The sequence below is a fragment of the Acidovorax sp. LjRoot74 genome (genome assembly GCF_964254355.1).
GTDB lineage: Bacteria > Pseudomonadota > Gammaproteobacteria > Burkholderiales > Burkholderiaceae_C > Acidovorax.
This window is the reverse complement of sequence record NZ_CAXUTI020000001.1, coordinates 4,803,393-4,818,551: the sequence shown is the minus strand read 5'-3', so window position 1 is coordinate 4,818,551 and position 15,159 is coordinate 4,803,393. Positions and strand designations below refer to the sequence as shown.

The window sequence follows — 15,159 nt, the reverse complement described above, 5'->3', positions numbered from 1 at the left end:
TAGGGTAGAATTTTTAACCTATGGGTAATGGAAAACCCCATGTCCCTCAAAACAGAGGCAAAAGCAGAATCGATCCATGAACACGCAAGCCAGCAAGGAACCCCTGATGTCGACACCGGTTGTGATTACAGACGTACGAAAAGGCACCATGTGGATTCGCCTGAACCGACCTGATGCAATGAACTCGCTGACCCCGGCGGTGCTTCGGGGAATAGACCACGCACTCAACGAAGCACAGAGCCGCGGAGACGTGATATCCGTCGTATTGACGGGCACTGGACGGGCCTTCTGCGCGGGCGCCGACCTCAAGTACGTCAAGACGCAAGCGGGCGAAAGTGGCACCAGTGGCTTTCTGGACAGCGTACTGTCCACCATGAACCGGATTGACCGCTTTCCAAAACCCGTGATCGCCGCCCTGAACGGCATAACTCTGGCGGGCGGGCTCGAACTGGTGCTGTGCTGTGATCTAGTGCTGGCGGCAAGGAGCGCCAAAATTGGCGACGCACATGCCAACTACGGCCTGATCCCCGGAGGGGGGGGGTCGGTGCGCCTGCCGCGGGTCATTGGCCCCACACGCGCCAAGTACCTTCTCTTCACGGGTGACTTCGTGGACGCGGCAGATCTTGTGGAAGCGGGCCTCGTCAACCAAGTGGTGGACGACGACCAGCTCGAAAGCGTTGCACAAGCCGTGGCCGACAAAATTGCCACGAAGAGCCCCCTTGGCCTGCGCCGCATGAAAACGCTGGTCGACGATGGTTTGCAACAGCCTCTAGACACCGCCCTGCGATTGGAGCTTCTGGCCTCTGAAGTGCATTCCCACAGCGCCGATCTCCACGAAGGCCTGGCCGCATTCAACGAAAAACGCACCCCGCGCTTCACGGGCCACTAGGACGGCAACGCCATGCATACGTTACCCACCACCGATCGATTCAGACTACTGCGTGCTTCGCAGCAATTCGCCTACGACCGCGCCCCGGCCATCCGCGCGGTCTATCAGCTTGCAATGATGACGCCGCAGGATCTCCAAGGCCCTGCCGACCTTGCACGGCTCGCCGTCACAAGTAAGGATTCACTGCTTGATAAGCAGCGCCAGTCACCGCCATTCGGTGGGTTTCTCGCTGCCGACGACACATCTATCCGCCGCATTTATGTCTCCCCAGGCCCCGTCTATGAACCCCATTCTTTCGACGAAGACACTGGCAAGGGCTTCTCGCATGTGTTCAGGCAGGCGGGAATCGGCCCCGGTGACCGTGTACTCAACACCTGGTCCTACCATCTTGTTCCAGCCGGCCTATTGCTAGATGCGGGCATTGCTGCCACCGGGGCGACGCTCATTCCCTGCGGGCCCGGCGGCGCCGAGCAACAAGCGCAGCTCATCATGGAACTGGGCATCACCTGCATTTGCTCCTCCACCTCCTTCTTCGTGACCTTGGTCGAAACGCTTGAGCGCATGGGCTACGACCTGCCTTCTCAATGGAAGGTCCGCTCCGCAATGCTGGGCGGCGAACTGGGTGACTGGATGGGCAAGCGCCGCGCATTGGAGCAGAAATACGCAATCCGCACGTTCTCGGCTTATGCCACCGGCGACTTCGGGCTGATTGCTTACGAGGAACTAGGACAACTGGGCTACACGGTCCAGCCTGACCGGCTCGTCCAGATCTGCGACCCGCACACCGGCGCACCCCTTCCGCCGGGCGAACCCGGCCAGATAGTGGTCACCACGCTGGACAGCGGTTGGCCTCTGGTCCGCTTTGGCACAGGCGATGTGGCGCAAGCGCTGGCCCATTCCCCGGATGGTCTCGTCGAACGAATCAGTTTGTTGCAAGGCCGAGTGGGCCAAGGTGTCAAAGTACGCGAAATTTTCATCTATCCACGCAACGTGGAAGAGCTGATCATCCGGATCCCGGCTATAGAACGTGCCCAGATCATCGTTGAAAAAAAGCAGCATCGGGAAACTGCAACCTTGCGCGCGGTGCTAACGCCAGGGGCTTCTCACTACGCCACGCAAAGCGATTTGATCGAAGTGTTCAGGCAATTGACCCGCCTGAGGCTCGACTCAGTCGAGTGGGTAATCCAAGAAGATATGCCCATTGACGCACCCTTGCTGGTTGACAACAAGCAGTGAAATTCTAAAAAGCCATTGGTCTGATGCACCTAGTGGCTATACCGTCGCTTACCTCATGAAACGATAGCAATGATTGAACTCGCAGCCAATCCACTTATTTATCCATTCAAGCCACCATCGTCACGACACTGGGTCGAGATCGCCCCGGGCGTACGCTGGATCCGACTGTCGATGCCATTCCGACTCGACCACATCAATGTATGGGCCATAGATACCCATGATGGCTGGGTGCTGGTAGATACCGGCCTGAATAACCCCGACACCGTGGCCGACTGGCTGGCCCTCATGGCGCACGGGCCGCTGGCACGGCCACTCCAAGGCGTTTTCGCCACACACATGCACCCAGACCACATCGGCTTGGCTGGTTGGTTCACGCGTCGCTTTGGTGTGCCGCTGCACATGAGCCGGCTGGAGTACCTGACCTGCCGCGTGATGCATGCCGACACGAACCGCGAAGCCCCGCCCGACGGCGTGCTCTTCAATAGATGCGCCGGCTGGTCGGAGGCAGCCATTGAAAGCTACCGCAGTCGCTTCGGCAGCTTTGGTAAACATATCCACGCTCTGCCTGACAGCTACCGACGGTTGCAGGACGGCGACCACGTCCAGTTGGGTAAATATGGCTGGCGGATCATCACCACCGGCGGCCACTCACCAGAACATGCCTCTCTGTACTGCCCCGACTTGAAACTGCTGATCTCCGGCGACCAGGTGCTACCGAAGATTTCGTCGAATGTTTCGGTGTTCGCCAGCGAGCCACAGGCCAATCCGCTGAAGGAGTGGTACGAAGGGCTCGACAAACTAATGAGGGATGTTCCCAACGATGTGTTGGTACTCCCCTCTCACAACGAGCCCTTTTATGGACTGCATGAACGCCTTGACTCGCTCAGGTCAGGCCAAAATAGTGCACTGAATCGGTTACGTCAGACATTGACTACCGGGCCTCAACGGATCATCGATACGTTCGCTGCACTCTTTCATCGCTCCATCGGAGAACAGGATGCGCAGCAACTGAGCCTGGCAACAGGTGAGGCAGTTGCTTGCATAAACTTTCTCATCGCACAGGCCACCATAGAAGTCACGATGGACGAAAACGGGGTCGCGTGGCACTCAACAAGATATTGACATTGAAGTGCCGCCCTACGCTCTATGGTGAATCGACCCGGTTGATCTAGACGCCGTCGAGCCTCGAACCGAAGCCCATTGGCAGGTGCAACGGTGTTTCGGCGGCAATCTGCGGAAATCTGACCGAGAAGTCCCCTGAATTTTTATTCGTTTGAGCGACCGTTTTGAGTCGTTATGCACAGTGCGCCGTTATGAGTAGCCCGGTGGGTGTGAACCGCCCCGGGGCGGTTCACCATGCCCATCCGGGATTGGAAAGCTGCCCTGACCCGATTTACCATTCAGTTCGGAGACCGCATCTCCATCAACTGTATGCGTCCGGCCAACCCATCTTGAATCGGATGAATGGGCTGTGATGCAACCAACATAAACTGCTATGTGTCGCATCCCGGACGATCATAGGGTCGCTTGTGGAACAGGTGCGGGTGCTCCTGATACCAATCCTTCATGGCTTGCATCGGCGTCTTGCTCTTGAGTGCTGACTGCGGCAGCTGGTGGTTGTACAAAACCACATAGCGCAGCAAGGTCTGCTCCATGTCCTCGCGGCTGTTGAACCGGTGGGTCTTGAGCACATCGGCAATGCGGCCATTGAATCGTTCGACCATGCCATTGGTTCTCGGTGTTCTGGGCTTGGTCAACCGGTGTTCGATACTCAGTTCTTGGCACAACTGGTCGAACTCATGGTTGCCGCTGGGCTCGCGCTCCCTGCTGGCAAACAGGCGGTCCGTGAACTCCTTGCCGTTGTCGGTCAGCAGCTTGGTGATCCTGATCGGACAGGCCTTGTGCAATGCCCTCAGAAAGGCCCGTGCACTGGCGGCTGTCTTGTTGGCCTTGAGTTGTACGAACACCCATCGCGTGGCCCGGTCGATGGCCACAAACAGGTAGCGCCGTTGCGATTCGTCCTGCATCTGGGGCAGGTACTTCACGTCCATGTGCACATAGCCAGGCTCGTAGCTCTTGAACGCCTTGTGCACAGGCTGTGGCTCCTGGGGCTTGAGGGCGTTGAGGTTGCCCGCCCCATGGCGGCGCAGGCACCGGTCCAGGCCCGAGTGACCTTGCCCCTGTTTCGTGTAGTTCTTAACCCACGATTCACGCGGCCTTTTTACGCTGTGCCTCGTACCAGCGCTGCTCGTATTTCTTGAGCTGCTTCAGCTGTCGCAGCTACACCGTGGTCGGCACCAGTGAAGACCTGCACCGCCTCTTCAGCTTCTACTGGTTCCTGGAAGCCGAGAGCAGGAACACGAGGTCCCGCGAATGGGCTGAATACTTCACGCTCATACGCACTCAAATTGACCTGTTCACCATGGACAAATTCGATGAGGAACTGGTGACCCAGTCCAGAGAGGCCGCCCGCAGCAAGCCTCTGAAATTCTGGAGTCGGTACCGCATCTCGGGAGGCGCACTTGCCTAGCCACGCACAACCATCGATGGCCCCGGCAACCGCCCCTGACGGCGCGCCAGCTGACCTGGTCGTCAGCTCTGCGCCGGGCCCGGCCGGCGCCACCCAAGTCCTGAGCCGTTACCGCGACGACGTGTGGGAGCTGTGGCCCTACTTCGAGCAGTCGAACCTGACCCCCAGCAGCAAGCGCATCGACTGGGCAAACGTTCCTGAGCAATTCAGGCCCGACACCGCAGATCCGGACCGTGTCCGGCCTGCATTGGGCCGGCCGGATGAAAGGCTTTGCCGCCTACGCCGGCGTTGATTGGCGCCTCTCGCCTCACCAACTGCGCCGGGCGTACGCCTGGACCTTCGTGCGGCATCGCCTGGGAAATGTCCTCTTCCTCAAGGAGCAGTTCAAACACTCGAGCATCGAGATGACGCAGCTGTATGCGGCGAACCCTATGCAAGATGACGCGCTGTTTGAAGACCTGTTCACGGAGATCAGTGCCCGAAAAGTCGAGCTGATCGAAGGCTGGCTCCACGCGGATACGCCCCTGGCGGGGCGCGCCGGCCAGCGAATCGTGAGCATGCGGGCCCACGACTTCCCTAGCCGCGAAACTCTCATCGAGGAGACGGCCGATTGGATCAATATCCGCAGCACCGGCCATTCGTACTGCTTGGCCCAGGATGATGGCTGTGGCGGGGCCGGTCTGTATGAGCCGTGGCGGTGCGGCGCCTGCAATGACTCTGTGATCGACAGTTCCCAGCGGATCGCGTGGCAGGCAATACACGCCCACCAACTGGAGCTCCAAGTGGAGGCCCGCGAGTTGGGACCGGCAGCGGTCCAGCGCGTGCAACGAGACCTCCACCGGGTCGAAGACGTCTTGAAGCAGCTGGGGCCGGGGATCGAACCGCTATGAAAGCCAGATGGGACCGACGCCAGGCGCCCGAAGAGGTTCGCGGGCGCAATCGAGACACAACGACCGCCGATCTGTGGGAGGCTCTGGCACGCCTGCAGCGTGCCGAGGCCGTTCCGACGATCACAGCCCTAGCGGTCGAGGTCGGCGTCACTCCAGCGTTGATTCACAACCGCTACCCGGATGTCGCGAAGGAGGTTCGCCGCCTGAGCGGCCGAGAGCCCGGCGCAAGCGAGGACAGCCTCAAGGCGGCGCTCAAACGCGAACAGGAGACTGCCCGTGATTTGCGCGCCGAGAACTTGGACCTGCGCAAGCAGCTTCAGGCCATGGCCTCGGTGACCGAAGCGCTGCGGCAGGAGGTCAGGATTCTGCATGCGACCGGCCACGCGAAGGTCGTGAGCTTCGTGCCCGGGGCACCGACACGCTAGTCGAATAGGGAAGCTGTTTGAGGAACGGCCTTAGCCGGCGCTCGCTCGACCGGCTCGCCGGTGGCTGCCAGGCGCTCAGGCGGACAAGCCTGCATGAAGTCCATCGAGCCTTCGGCGGGCGCGTCCAGCCAGGCGTCGTACTGGGATTCGTCCAGCAGGACGACCATACGCTTCTCTTCGCCTGGGCGGTGATAGTTGCACATGACGGGATGGGAGTCGGCGTTGACCGTCATGAGCGTGAAGGTATGAACGCGCTCTCCTGCAGGCGAATGCCAAGTGTTCCATAGCCCGGCGATCGCCAAGGGGCTGCCGTCGGCCGCGCTGATACGTGTGGGCACGTGCACGTTCGAGCGCCAGTCTGGCTCGTAGATGGCCTCAGCCGGGACAATGCAGTGCTGGGCCTTCTTCCAAGCGGCCTGGAACGGCCTCGCGGTGGCAACTGTTTCGGAGCGGGCGTTGTACGTCAGCTTCACCTTGCGCATATCGGTGGCCCAGAAAGGGATCAGGCCGAACCGCGCGACAACGGCCTCGCGCTCAGGAACCGCCTCGTCGCCCGATTCGAGCTCGGGCGGGCGCCTCACGATGGGCGCAAAGCGTCCTGGAAAGACATCTCGATCGAGAACATCCCCCGATGGCCACCCCAAACTGCTCCACTGTTGGCCAGTCAAACTGCTCCAGGCAGGACGGGGTGATTATGCGGGGTCTGAGGTGATGATCAGGCGTGCAGCAGCCTCTTTGAGCCTGTAGCTCTTGCCCTCGAACTCCAGCATGGCGCAGCGGTGCATGAGGCGATCGAGGATGGTGGTGGCCATGGTCGCGTCGCCCAGGTAGCGACCCCAGTCCTGCACGACGCGGTTGGAGGTGATGACGATGGAGCGGCGCAGCTTGTAACGCTGGTGGACCAGGGCCTGCAGCAACTCGGCGGCATGCTCGCTGATGCGCCTTGCCAGGAACAGGTCATCGAGCACCAGCAAGTCGGCCGCCACCCAGCCCTTGAGCAGACTGGCGCGCTCGTCGGCGTCGGCCAGCGCATAGCGAGCGAACTCGCTGTCAGCTTCGATGTAGGACACGTCATGACCGAGCAAGGTGGCTTGGTAGGCCACGGCCTTGGCGATGTGGCTCTTGCCGGTGCCGGGCTTGCCTACGATCAGGGCGTTGGCGCCTTCGCTGAGGAACTTCAAGGTGTGCAACTCGAAGCAGGCTGCGCGCGGCAGCTTTGGGTTGAAGCGCCAGTCGAAGTCGGCCAGGGAGGGCTTCTCATCCAGGCCGGAGAGCTTGAAGCGACGTGCCATCAGCCTGCTGTGGCGTCGGTCGAGTTCGTCTTGCAGCAAGGCTGAGAGCGTATCCAGAAAGGGCTCCTGAGCGGCCTGGGCCTGCATCAGGCGCGTCTGCAGGGTCTCAGCCATGCCTGACAGGCGCAGCTTGCGCAGGGTGGCCTCGATGTCGTGGGGGGTCATGGCGGTCATGCGAAGAAATCTCCTTGAGGTGTGATGGCGGGTGTCGTGGCCGCTGTGGCCATGGCGAAGAGTTCGCCGTACTCCTGTGGGTTGCGGATGAGGTCGTGCGTTTGCGTGGTGCTCGCGGGTGCGGCCTGCGTCGCTGTCGGGGCGGCATCGAGTTGGGCCAGAGCCTGCGCCACCAGGCGTTCGGTGATGGCCTTGACGTGGCGGTAGCTGTGCACACCGTCGTCGATGGCCTGGGCACAGGCGGTGTTGACCATCTGGCGTGGATAGCGGTCGGCCAGGTGCACGATGCCCCACAGCTTGCGCTGGCCCACACGGCCTTCGATGGCAAACAGCATCTGGCACAGCCGGGCGGCGTCCACGCCGATGGCATCGGCCTGCTTGAGGATGTGGAGGGTCTCGCGGGAGGGGTTGAAGACGCGCTCGTCCATGGGCAGCACCACGGTGCCTGGCCGCTCGGCCAAGGTGTGCGTGCGCAGCAGGGCCTGGGTCTGTAGGTCGCGAATCTCCAGGCGGCGCTCGAAGATGCGCACCAGCACCTTGGTGCCAATGTGCGCCGGCCGCGCGGCGTAGCTGCAATGGGCCACGCGCACGCAGCCGTCGTCGCACACGGTGCGCTGCTCGTCACGGAAGTACGCCATGGGCAGCGTGGGCAAGGGCTGCAGGTGGGGCCGCTCTTCTTCGAACATGGCCTGTACCTGGCGGCGCTCTGAGCCGTGGATGCGAGAGGCCGCCCACTTGGTCTCCCAGTGCTCCAGGTAGGTGTTCTGTTCTTCAATGGTCTCGAAGCGCTTGCCCTTGAGTGCCGTGGCCTGAGTGTGACCAATGGCATTCTCGACACTGCCCTTGCGGTTGGGGTCACGTACCCGCGCCGGGTCGGCCACGACCTCGTAGTGTGCCAGGGTGGCGGCGTACACGGGGTTGAGCTCGGGCTCGTACAGGTCGGGCTTGAGCACGCCTTCCTTGAGGTTGTCCAGGACCACGTATCGGCACGAGCCGCCAAAGTAGCGCCAGGCTTGTTCGTGCAGTTCGGCCCAGACCTGTTGGCCAGAATTCCAGACCACGCGGCGGAAACTGCGGCGCGAATACCGAAGCGTGGCCACGAACAGGCGTGGCTTGCGCCAGCGGTCGGTGCCGGGCACGCGGGTGGGCGCGCCTTCGCCGAAGTCCACCTGCATCTCCTCGCCGGGCAGGAAGCTCAGGCGGTCGAACTGCTCAGGCTCACGCACCCGGATGCGCGCCACGAAGCGTTTGACGGAGTTGTAGCGTGCAGCAAAGCCGTGGGCATCGACCAGGTCCTGGTAGATGGCCGTGGCATTGCGGCCCAAGCGCAACTGAGCTTCGATGAAGGCGCGGTGGGGCTCACACAGCGAGGTGGCCGCCGGCGCAGGCGCCAGCAGTAAAGCCGGTGGCCGGGGTGGAGCAGTTTGGCTGGCCAGGGGCACAACCAGGTCGGTGGCCACCCCGGGGCAGTTTGAATCGTCAGGCGACGGGGGCGGCGGATCGCCCTGGGCCTCAAAGCGCTTAGCCCAGGCGCGGATGGTGTGGCGGGAGATGCCGGTGCGGCGCTCAATCTCGCGCTGGGTGTTACCCGCGCGCAGGAGCGTCCAGATCGTGGTTTGTAGATGTGGCTTCAAGACGTTCACCTCGTGAATCCCCCCTTGTGATCAAGGGGGTGGAAGTTACGTCCTGCACGTCAGAGCTGAGGCGCCTGACTCACCGAAATCAATGGGTCAACTCACCCCGGCCAGGTGGAGCAGTTTGGGTGGCCATAAGTGGGGCAGTTTGGGTGGCCGCCGGGGAGAACATCCAAGCCGCTGTCGCGGATGGCTCGAAAGAATTCGCGCAGCCGCGCTGCGTCAAGAACCGAGTGGTAACGAGCGCACATTCTTTGAATTCTGCTTGGCCGCGCGCTCAAGTCCACCCAGGATGCCGCAGTTGACCGCGGCACGGCCAACCGAGCAGCTGCGGTGCAGTGAGCGCAATTCGGCTTCCAACGCCTTCAGCTCCCGGATGCGGACCACGACCTGCTCGATGTGACTTGCAATCAGCTCATCCACGACGCCGCAATTCTCGGAAGGAGCGTCTTTGAAGTGCAGCAGCGTGCGGATCTCAGCCAGCGTCATGTCCAGGCTGCGGCAGTGCCGAATGAAGGCGAGCCGCTGGGCGTGCTCAGCCGTGTAGCTGCGGTAGTTCCCCTCGGTCCGGGCGGGGGACGGCAGCAGTCCCTCGCGCTCGTAGAAGCGGACCGTTTCGGGAAGCGTATTGGTGGCCTTGGCCAGGTCGCCGATCTTCATGGATGAGCCGCCCTTGCAGCGGGCTTGACTTTGTAGTTGCTAGAGGGTTTCCAATTATGCAGTCCGAGGAATACCCATGAGCGCCACCACAAAATTCGAAAGTACCTTTGCCGTTCCGAAGATGGATTGCCCGTCCGAGGAGAACATGATCAAGATGGCCTTGCAAAGCGTCGAAGGCGTCCAGTCGCTCACCTTCGACCTGCCGGGCCGAAAGCTGGTGGCCGTGCATCGCGCGCCGGTCGCCGAGGTGTTGCAGCGTCTCGAACCGCTGGGCTTGGGCGCGAAGCTGGTGCATTCGGCCGCGGTAGACGATAGCGCCGCCGGCAGCTTCAAGAGCACCTTCCATGTCCCGAAGATGGATTGCCCATCGGAAGAGAACATGATCAAGTTGGCCCTGCAAGACGTTCCCGGGGTGAAATCCCTGTCCTTCGACTTGGCCAACCGCAAGCTGACCGCAGTGCATGGCGCTCCGGTGGCGCAGGTCCTGCAACGCCTGGAGCCGTTGGGTCTGGGCGCCAAGCTGCTGGAATCGGACGCGGTCATGGGTGACGACGATGAAATCGACCCGCCTGACAATGCGGCAGAGGCCAGGCTGCTATGGATACTGCTCTCGATCAATGCGGCCATGTTCGTGATCGAGATCGTGATGGGCTTCATCGCTCAATCGACCGGGCTCATCGCCGACTCGCTCGACATGTTCGCCGACGCTGCGGTGTATGGGCTGTCCCTGTTTGCCGTCGGCCGAGCAGCTGCCCTTAAGACGCGTGCGGCTCACACGGCGGGCTGGTTGCAACTGGCGCTTGCGCTCATGGCACTCAGCGAGGTCGTTCGACGCTTCATCGCCGGGAGCGAACCTGTCTCGGGCCTGATGATGGGGATGGGCCTGGTGGCCCTGATCGCCAACGTCATCTGCCTGGTCTTGATATCCAAGAAGCGGGATGCCGGTGCGCACATGAAGGCAAGCTACATCTTCTCGGCCAACGACGTGATCGCCAATGCGGGCGTGATCCTGGCTGGCTTCCTGGTGGCCATGACCGGATCCAACTACCCTGATCTGGTCATCGGCACCGTGGTGGGTCTGATCGTCTTGAACGGTGCCCGGCGCATCCTGAGTCTCAAATGACGAACCTGACAGCCATAGACGATCGGCAGCGCGGGGCAGCATTTGCTCACCTCGTGGAGCGGGCGAGATCCCGAGGACCTGACCGGTGGAAGGTCCTGGAGGCCGCGCACGTGCTTGGCCAAGAGCGCTTCTGGCTTCATCTGCGGAGTCATTGGTACATGCTGGCCCTGGCCGCGCGTGAGCGTGACGTGCGGGAAGCCGCGGGCCAGCTGTTTAGGATCCTGCTGGTGCCGCTTGGCCACCTCTCGGGCAGGCTGCCGCTTGGCAACCCTGGCCGGGCCACGGTCAGTGCCTTCGCGCCAATGCTGTGAGACCGGAACTCGCTGAAATTCTGTCCGCGTCAATAGCACTCACGGCCGAGCACGGTGCGGCAACGCGCTGAATCCAACCACGGCCCTGCGATCTGGTCTAACCAACAAGAACGATGAAGTATGTCAACCGACCAGCTCGCTGGTATTGCCTTGCGCTTGTAGTCTTTGCCGCAGACCAGACTGCCAAGACCTGGATTCATCTGACCACCCTGCTCGGCTGGTCGCGCGAGGTCGCACCGTTCTTCAGCCTGGTCCACGTACTGAACCCCGGCGCGGCCTTCAGCTTCCTGGCCGGCACCGGCGGATGGCAACGCTGGTTCTTCCTGGCCATCGCCCTGGGCGCGTCGGCCTGGCTCGCTTGGCTGCTCGCCAAGCCGGTGCGCAGCCTCGAGGGCTTGGCTTATAGCCTCATCCTGGGCGGCGCCCTGGGCAATGCCTTCGACCGGGCTGTGCGCGGGTCCGTGATTGACTATCTGGACTTCCACCTGCACGGCTGGCACTGGCCGGCATTCAACATCGCCAACATGGCCATCGTTGGTGGCGCCGTTGGTCTCATTGCATCGTCAGTTCTGGGGCACCGCGAGGCAAACACATCCTCTCGAAGGCACACGTAACTGTTGCCGCTTAGCAGTCCCGACAACAAGGGAGCCCCCCAACCCGCGCGTGCAGGCGTGCTCTGCTGTGCGAAACTTCCTGATGACCAAAGGAATCATCGCGCTTGACGCTGACGGAGTCCTCCTGGACTACGGCTTGGCCTATGCCAGCGCTTGGCAGAAGGCGTTCGGCACGTACCCTGGCGAGCGCGATCCGCTCGCCTACTGGCCCATCGACAGATGGGAAGTGGAGCGAGTTGAAGGGGATAGGCTTGATCTGCTTCGGCGGGCCTTCGACAACGAGTTCTGGTCATCGATCCCGCCGGTTCCAGGAGCGATTGAGGCGTGCCACAAGCTCGCCGCGGCGGGCTACGAACTGGTATGCGTCACGGCCTTGCCTGCGGAATTCAGGGCAGCTCGCGAGCACAACCTGAGACTGCACGGATTCCCGATTCACCTGGTCCATGCCACCGACAACGTGGCAACGGCCGCGAGCCCTAAGGCCGACACGCTCAACTCCCTAAAGCCGATCGCCTTCGTCGACGACTACTTGCCGTACTTCGTGGGCGTCGATGCCGCGATCCATCGCGCATTGATTTTGCGTGGGATTACCGGGTCGCCCAACGCGGGCGACCTGTTGGTACACACGGATTCGCATCACGCCGACCTTCTTGCGTTTGCGAATTGGTGGTCGCAGCGCGCTGGTGATAAGTGCCGGTAACAGTTACTGCTGTTGAGAAACCATGATCTCGCAGAACTGCGATGAAGTGCCGGTGCTCAACCTGATGCACAGGCCTGACCCCAAGCGCGCGCCGGACATGCAGGACAAACGTACGGTGGTTCCGCTGGAAAAGGGGGACTGGGACACTTGGCTGCACGGCACCATCGAACGGGCAGAGTCGCTGATCAAGGTGCCACCGGTGGAGCTGTTTGTGCACAGGGCGAAGGATCCGGCGCAGCAAGTCGAGTTACCTGTTGAGTCAGCATGACGCATGCGTGCAACAGCCGGTACTTGCGCCGACTGGACGCAGCGATATAAATTATTGGTTGTCCGGGCTAACGCGAACCCGGCCGCGTCCGGGTTACCTGGCGCATAGCCGAGTGGTGCGATGCCCCGGCGCCCGACCTGTCCGGATATCGGCAACGGGAGTAGCTTCAACACTACCCCTGCTGCCAAATGAACAAGCTGGCCAAACTCCGTATCCAGTCCGCGATCGCCCAACAGGGCTGCTGCTTTTACTGCGGGCTAAAAATGATTGAGCCCACGCTTCCTGAACTTTCGCAATCAAGCGCGCCCACACGGTGGCGTAAGTTCCTTCGGTGCACTGCAGAGCATCTCACTGCGCGCCAACAGCAAGGCCGCGATGTAGCGCCCAACATCGTCGCCGCCTGCTGGTGGTGCAATTCCCGTCGGCACAGGGGACGTGAGGAGAAAGCGCCAGATTCATTGAGATATCGGCAGCGCGTGCAAAGCTTGATGAAAAAGGGGTGCTGGCACCCAGCAGGCAGGCTAGTTGTTGATTTACACGCAAACCATAGCCGGTGAAAATTAACCCAGAATTGCTTATTCAGTTTCAGGCTGATTGCGGCGATCCAAATCAAGGCCATCAGCAACTGCTAGCTGGCTGCACCAGTCACCAGGTGAATCCAACTACTTCCCTGGACGCTTGTTCGCGAGATCTGGCTGGCGCACATGACAGAACTCCAACAGAGCGTGGTGTGGGGCATTCTGCTGGGGGTGGTTGACCACGTGCCGATTGGCCTCCCGAGCTTATGAGCATTGGCGCGGGTTGCTGCGGAAACGTTTTTCACGCTGCGCTGATTGCGACGGCTCGCCATCCGTATCTATCCTCTTTCGGGTGCTTCGCGTACACCAGTACGGCAACCACGGTATCGACTTCCGGCGGGACCGTCTCAACCATAAAAGGAGGGACAAAGGCATCATCGACAAAAGCGAACCCCTTGGGGTTCCTCTTCAAGTGACCCGTTGTCATCTTGACATCAGCATCTGGACGAGGACCTGGTTCAACGGCGAAAAGGTCCCTTCGGCCCGTCTTGCGGTTTTCAGTCACCCGAAAACGAACGCCTTCGCCGACTTTGGGGGAGTGTGACCCGATCCAAGCCTCGCCGTCGATTCCAACCTCAAGGTCCCGATCAACAAAGACTTTTGCCCGCCTATCATCTGCTGCCTCGCGGGTTACCAGACCCTTCCCCGAATCGGTGCAGTCCCAGCTGGCCCCGTCCGACCGAACCGAAACTTGAACAATTGCGTCGCGATCACTGTCCCGCTGCCTGCCGAGAACTAGCGTTACGGGATCTCCGATCTTGATATTCCTGCAACGAACGCCCGGGCCAACAATACTGACCGACGCACCATTGGATTCACGTATAGCGAAACGAGGAAGAGGTCGGACCTTCCTTCCCGGCTCAGCATCCTTGGGCTGCTGCGGCACGATCGTTCCCAAATAGGTCGCAGGTTTCACATCCACAGAATCGAAACACAGTACCAGTGCGTCCTGGGAGTGGTGGGCATAGAAGTCACTTGCCCTTTCAGCACCTTGTGCTGACGGGTCATACCAACTGCTGTTGATCAGGTCCTGAAGTTCCGCATCGACTCCCCAACCTTGTTCTTGCCGGAGCGATATCACCGACGCCAGTTCGCTGCTTGCCTGAGCAAACTCACCGCGATCTGCCAACATCTGGGCAAGCTCACGGTGAACCTTCACAGTGAACTTGGGGTCTGAACCACATTCCAAGGCCCGGCACGCGCACGCTAATGCGAGGTCTGGCTGCTCCTCTGAATACAGTCTCGTCGCCTCGGCCCATACCCAAAACTCATTTCTCTTCGCCTTGATGACTGGACCAAGAACTCCGGCCGCCTCAGCATGGCGATGGACGCGCCGCAGCAGATAAACTCTGTCCCAATCCATCCATAGGGCATCGTCACCCTCGGCCACGGGCCGCACGCGGTCGATCCATTCAAGCGCCAGATCAATATCCTCTTGGGCCGCATCAGGGAATGCCTTCATCCACTTCGCCAAGCCACGGGCAATTCCAAGGGCGATGGGCGGAAAACGATTTTCATCGAGCTGGTTGTACTGCCAATCTTCCGCACCGAGGCCGTCGAAGCCCACCCACCGTATAAACCCGGGGAAGAATGGAAAGTGCGGAGCGATCTTCGACAACTCGCGCAAGATATTGGATAGCGCGTTGTCAGGCCGGCGCTTCGGTTGCCGCGCGTAACGGCGTAACGCCTGATGAATTTGATTGACAACCGCGTTGGGGGCTGGCTGCCCTCCTTTGAGCTTGGAAACTATGGAAGACACATGGTTCTTGACCAAACCATAGAACGCCCAGTCAATCTGCGTCCGCAGTTTGAAGTCATCGGTGTTGATTTCCACG

General features: G+C 61.1%; 17 protein-coding genes and 1 pseudogene. 12 read left to right on the top strand and 6 right to left on the bottom strand.

The annotated features are described in order from the left end of the window. Positions 1 to 76 precede the first annotated feature (76 nt). From ACSQ3O_RS22875 to ACSQ3O_RS22865, 3 genes are all read left to right on the top strand, one after another. On the top strand, positions 77 to 889 hold the full coding sequence (locus ACSQ3O_RS22875) for an enoyl-CoA hydratase/isomerase family protein (protein WP_231940633.1): 813 nt from the start codon (positions 77 to 79) through the stop codon (positions 887 to 889). 12 nt (positions 890 to 901) lie between these two features. After that, a complete protein-coding gene (locus ACSQ3O_RS22870; protein ID WP_056642827.1) occupies positions 902 to 2,125 on the top strand; it encodes a phenylacetate--CoA ligase family protein in 1,224 nt (407 codons plus the stop codon). Between the two features lie 69 nt (positions 2,126 to 2,194). Continuing rightward, positions 2,195 to 3,247, top strand: a complete 1,053-nt coding sequence (locus tag ACSQ3O_RS22865; RefSeq protein ID WP_056642830.1) for an MBL fold metallo-hydrolase — start codon at positions 2,195 to 2,197, stop codon at positions 3,245 to 3,247. Positions 3,248 to 3,618: 371 nt separating this feature from the next. On the opposite strand, the pseudogene ACSQ3O_RS22860 reads toward ACSQ3O_RS22865, so the two are convergent. Beyond that, positions 3,619 to 4,293 (bottom strand): annotated as a pseudogene (locus ACSQ3O_RS22860) (DDE-type integrase/transposase/recombinase); the annotation flags it as partial. Between the two features lie 119 nt (positions 4,294 to 4,412). Here ACSQ3O_RS22860 and ACSQ3O_RS22855 point away from each other — a divergent pair. From ACSQ3O_RS22855 to ACSQ3O_RS22845, 3 genes are all read left to right on the top strand, one after another. After that, the gene (locus ACSQ3O_RS22855) at positions 4,413 to 4,655 is read left to right on the top strand and encodes a hypothetical protein (RefSeq protein ID WP_056642833.1); all 243 of its coding nucleotides are present in this window, start codon (positions 4,413 to 4,415) and stop codon (positions 4,653 to 4,655) included. A gap of 233 nt (positions 4,656 to 4,888) precedes the next feature. Next, the gene (locus ACSQ3O_RS22850; protein ID WP_108499779.1) at positions 4,889 to 5,545 is read left to right on the top strand and encodes a tyrosine-type recombinase/integrase; all 657 of its coding nucleotides are present in this window, start codon (positions 4,889 to 4,891) and stop codon (positions 5,543 to 5,545) included. Next, positions 5,542 to 5,970, top strand: coding sequence for a hypothetical protein (locus tag ACSQ3O_RS22845; RefSeq protein ID WP_436140583.1), 429 nt, complete (start codon positions 5,542 to 5,544; stop codon positions 5,968 to 5,970). The genes ACSQ3O_RS22850 and ACSQ3O_RS22845 overlap by 4 nt, the downstream gene beginning before the upstream one ends. Here the strand turns inward: ACSQ3O_RS22845 and ACSQ3O_RS22840 are convergent. The 4 genes from ACSQ3O_RS22840 to cadR form a co-directional block, all read right to left on the bottom strand. Further along, the gene (locus tag ACSQ3O_RS22840) at positions 5,967 to 6,614 is read right to left on the bottom strand and encodes an SOS response-associated peptidase (protein WP_436141167.1); all 648 of its coding nucleotides are present in this window, start codon (positions 6,612 to 6,614) and stop codon (positions 5,967 to 5,969) included. The two genes, ACSQ3O_RS22845 and ACSQ3O_RS22840, sit on opposite strands and share 4 nt — an antisense overlap. Positions 6,615 to 6,662: 48 nt before the next feature. Next, positions 6,663 to 7,427 carry an IS21-like element helper ATPase IstB gene (istB, locus tag ACSQ3O_RS22835; RefSeq protein WP_374258801.1) on the bottom strand — a complete coding sequence of 255 codons (765 nt, stop codon included), beginning with the start codon at positions 7,425 to 7,427 and terminating at the stop codon, positions 6,663 to 6,665. A 5-nt stretch (positions 7,428 to 7,432) separates the two neighbouring features. Continuing rightward, positions 7,433 to 9,079, bottom strand: a complete 1,647-nt coding sequence (gene istA / locus ACSQ3O_RS22830) for an IS21 family transposase (RefSeq protein WP_374258795.1) — start codon at positions 9,077 to 9,079, stop codon at positions 7,433 to 7,435. A gap of 213 nt (positions 9,080 to 9,292) precedes the next feature. Next, positions 9,293 to 9,730, bottom strand: coding sequence for a Cd(II)/Pb(II)-responsive transcriptional regulator (cadR, locus tag ACSQ3O_RS22825; protein WP_020228496.1), 438 nt, complete (start codon positions 9,728 to 9,730; stop codon positions 9,293 to 9,295). Positions 9,731 to 9,806: 76 nt separating this feature from the next. Between cadR and ACSQ3O_RS22820 the strand changes: the two genes are divergently transcribed. From ACSQ3O_RS22820 to ACSQ3O_RS22795, 6 genes are all read left to right on the top strand, one after another. After that, on the top strand, positions 9,807 to 10,853 hold the full coding sequence (locus ACSQ3O_RS22820) for a cation transporter (RefSeq protein WP_056642836.1): 1,047 nt from the start codon (positions 9,807 to 9,809) through the stop codon (positions 10,851 to 10,853). Continuing rightward, a complete protein-coding gene (locus ACSQ3O_RS22815; RefSeq protein WP_020228494.1) occupies positions 10,850 to 11,164 on the top strand; it encodes a DUF3703 domain-containing protein in 315 nt (104 codons plus the stop codon). The genes ACSQ3O_RS22820 and ACSQ3O_RS22815 overlap by 4 nt, the downstream gene beginning before the upstream one ends. 113 nt (positions 11,165 to 11,277) lie before the next feature. Further along, entirely contained in the window at positions 11,278 to 11,778 is a 501-nt protein-coding gene (lspA, locus tag ACSQ3O_RS22810) for a signal peptidase II (protein ID WP_137747719.1), read from the top strand. Between the two features lie 82 nt (positions 11,779 to 11,860). Then, positions 11,861 to 12,478 carry a 5' nucleotidase, NT5C type gene (locus ACSQ3O_RS22805; RefSeq protein WP_020228492.1) on the top strand — a complete coding sequence of 206 codons (618 nt, stop codon included), beginning with the start codon at positions 11,861 to 11,863 and terminating at the stop codon, positions 12,476 to 12,478. Between the two features lie 22 nt (positions 12,479 to 12,500). Next, on the top strand, positions 12,501 to 12,746 hold the full coding sequence (locus ACSQ3O_RS22800; RefSeq protein ID WP_199227788.1) for a hypothetical protein: 246 nt from the start codon (positions 12,501 to 12,503) through the stop codon (positions 12,744 to 12,746). A 188-nt stretch (positions 12,747 to 12,934) separates the two neighbouring features. Continuing rightward, complete coding sequence (locus ACSQ3O_RS22795; protein WP_082564900.1) at positions 12,935 to 13,303, top strand: HNH endonuclease; 369 nt, start codon at positions 12,935 to 12,937, stop codon at positions 13,301 to 13,303. Between the two features lie 262 nt (positions 13,304 to 13,565). Here the strand turns inward: ACSQ3O_RS22795 and ACSQ3O_RS22790 are convergent, their stop codons facing one another. Next, the gene (locus ACSQ3O_RS22790) at positions 13,566 to 15,158 is read right to left on the bottom strand and encodes a DUF7017 domain-containing protein (protein WP_436140582.1); all 1,593 of its coding nucleotides are present in this window, start codon (positions 15,156 to 15,158) and stop codon (positions 13,566 to 13,568) included. Between the last annotated feature and the right edge of the window lies 1 nt (position 15,159).

Bases quoted from the DNA above. Each gene is read 5' to 3' on its own strand.
- ACSQ3O_RS22875 (WP_231940633.1), top strand. From the start codon at position 77: ATGAACACGCAAGCCAGCAAGGAACCCCTGATGTCGACACCGGTTGTG.
- ACSQ3O_RS22870 (WP_056642827.1), top strand. From the start codon at position 902: ATGCATACGTTACCCACCACCGATCGATTCAGACTACTGCGTGCTTCG.
- ACSQ3O_RS22865 (WP_056642830.1), top strand. From the start codon at position 2,195: ATGATTGAACTCGCAGCCAATCCACTTATTTATCCATTCAAGCCACCA.
- ACSQ3O_RS22845 (WP_436140583.1), top strand. From the start codon at position 5,542: ATGAAAGCCAGATGGGACCGACGCCAGGCGCCCGAAGAGGTTCGCGGG.
- istB (WP_374258801.1), bottom strand. From the start codon at position 7,427: ATGACCCCCCACGACATCGAGGCCACCCTGCGCAAGCTGCGCCTGTCA.
- cadR (WP_020228496.1), bottom strand. From the start codon at position 9,730: ATGAAGATCGGCGACCTGGCCAAGGCCACCAATACGCTTCCCGAAACG.
- ACSQ3O_RS22820 (WP_056642836.1), top strand. From the start codon at position 9,807: ATGAGCGCCACCACAAAATTCGAAAGTACCTTTGCCGTTCCGAAGATG.
- ACSQ3O_RS22815 (WP_020228494.1), top strand. From the start codon at position 10,850: ATGACGAACCTGACAGCCATAGACGATCGGCAGCGCGGGGCAGCATTT.
- lspA (WP_137747719.1), top strand. From the start codon at position 11,278: ATGAAGTATGTCAACCGACCAGCTCGCTGGTATTGCCTTGCGCTTGTA.
- ACSQ3O_RS22805 (WP_020228492.1), top strand. From the start codon at position 11,861: ATGACCAAAGGAATCATCGCGCTTGACGCTGACGGAGTCCTCCTGGAC.
- ACSQ3O_RS22800 (WP_199227788.1), top strand. From the start codon at position 12,501: ATGATCTCGCAGAACTGCGATGAAGTGCCGGTGCTCAACCTGATGCAC.
- ACSQ3O_RS22795 (WP_082564900.1), top strand. From the start codon at position 12,935: ATGAACAAGCTGGCCAAACTCCGTATCCAGTCCGCGATCGCCCAACAG.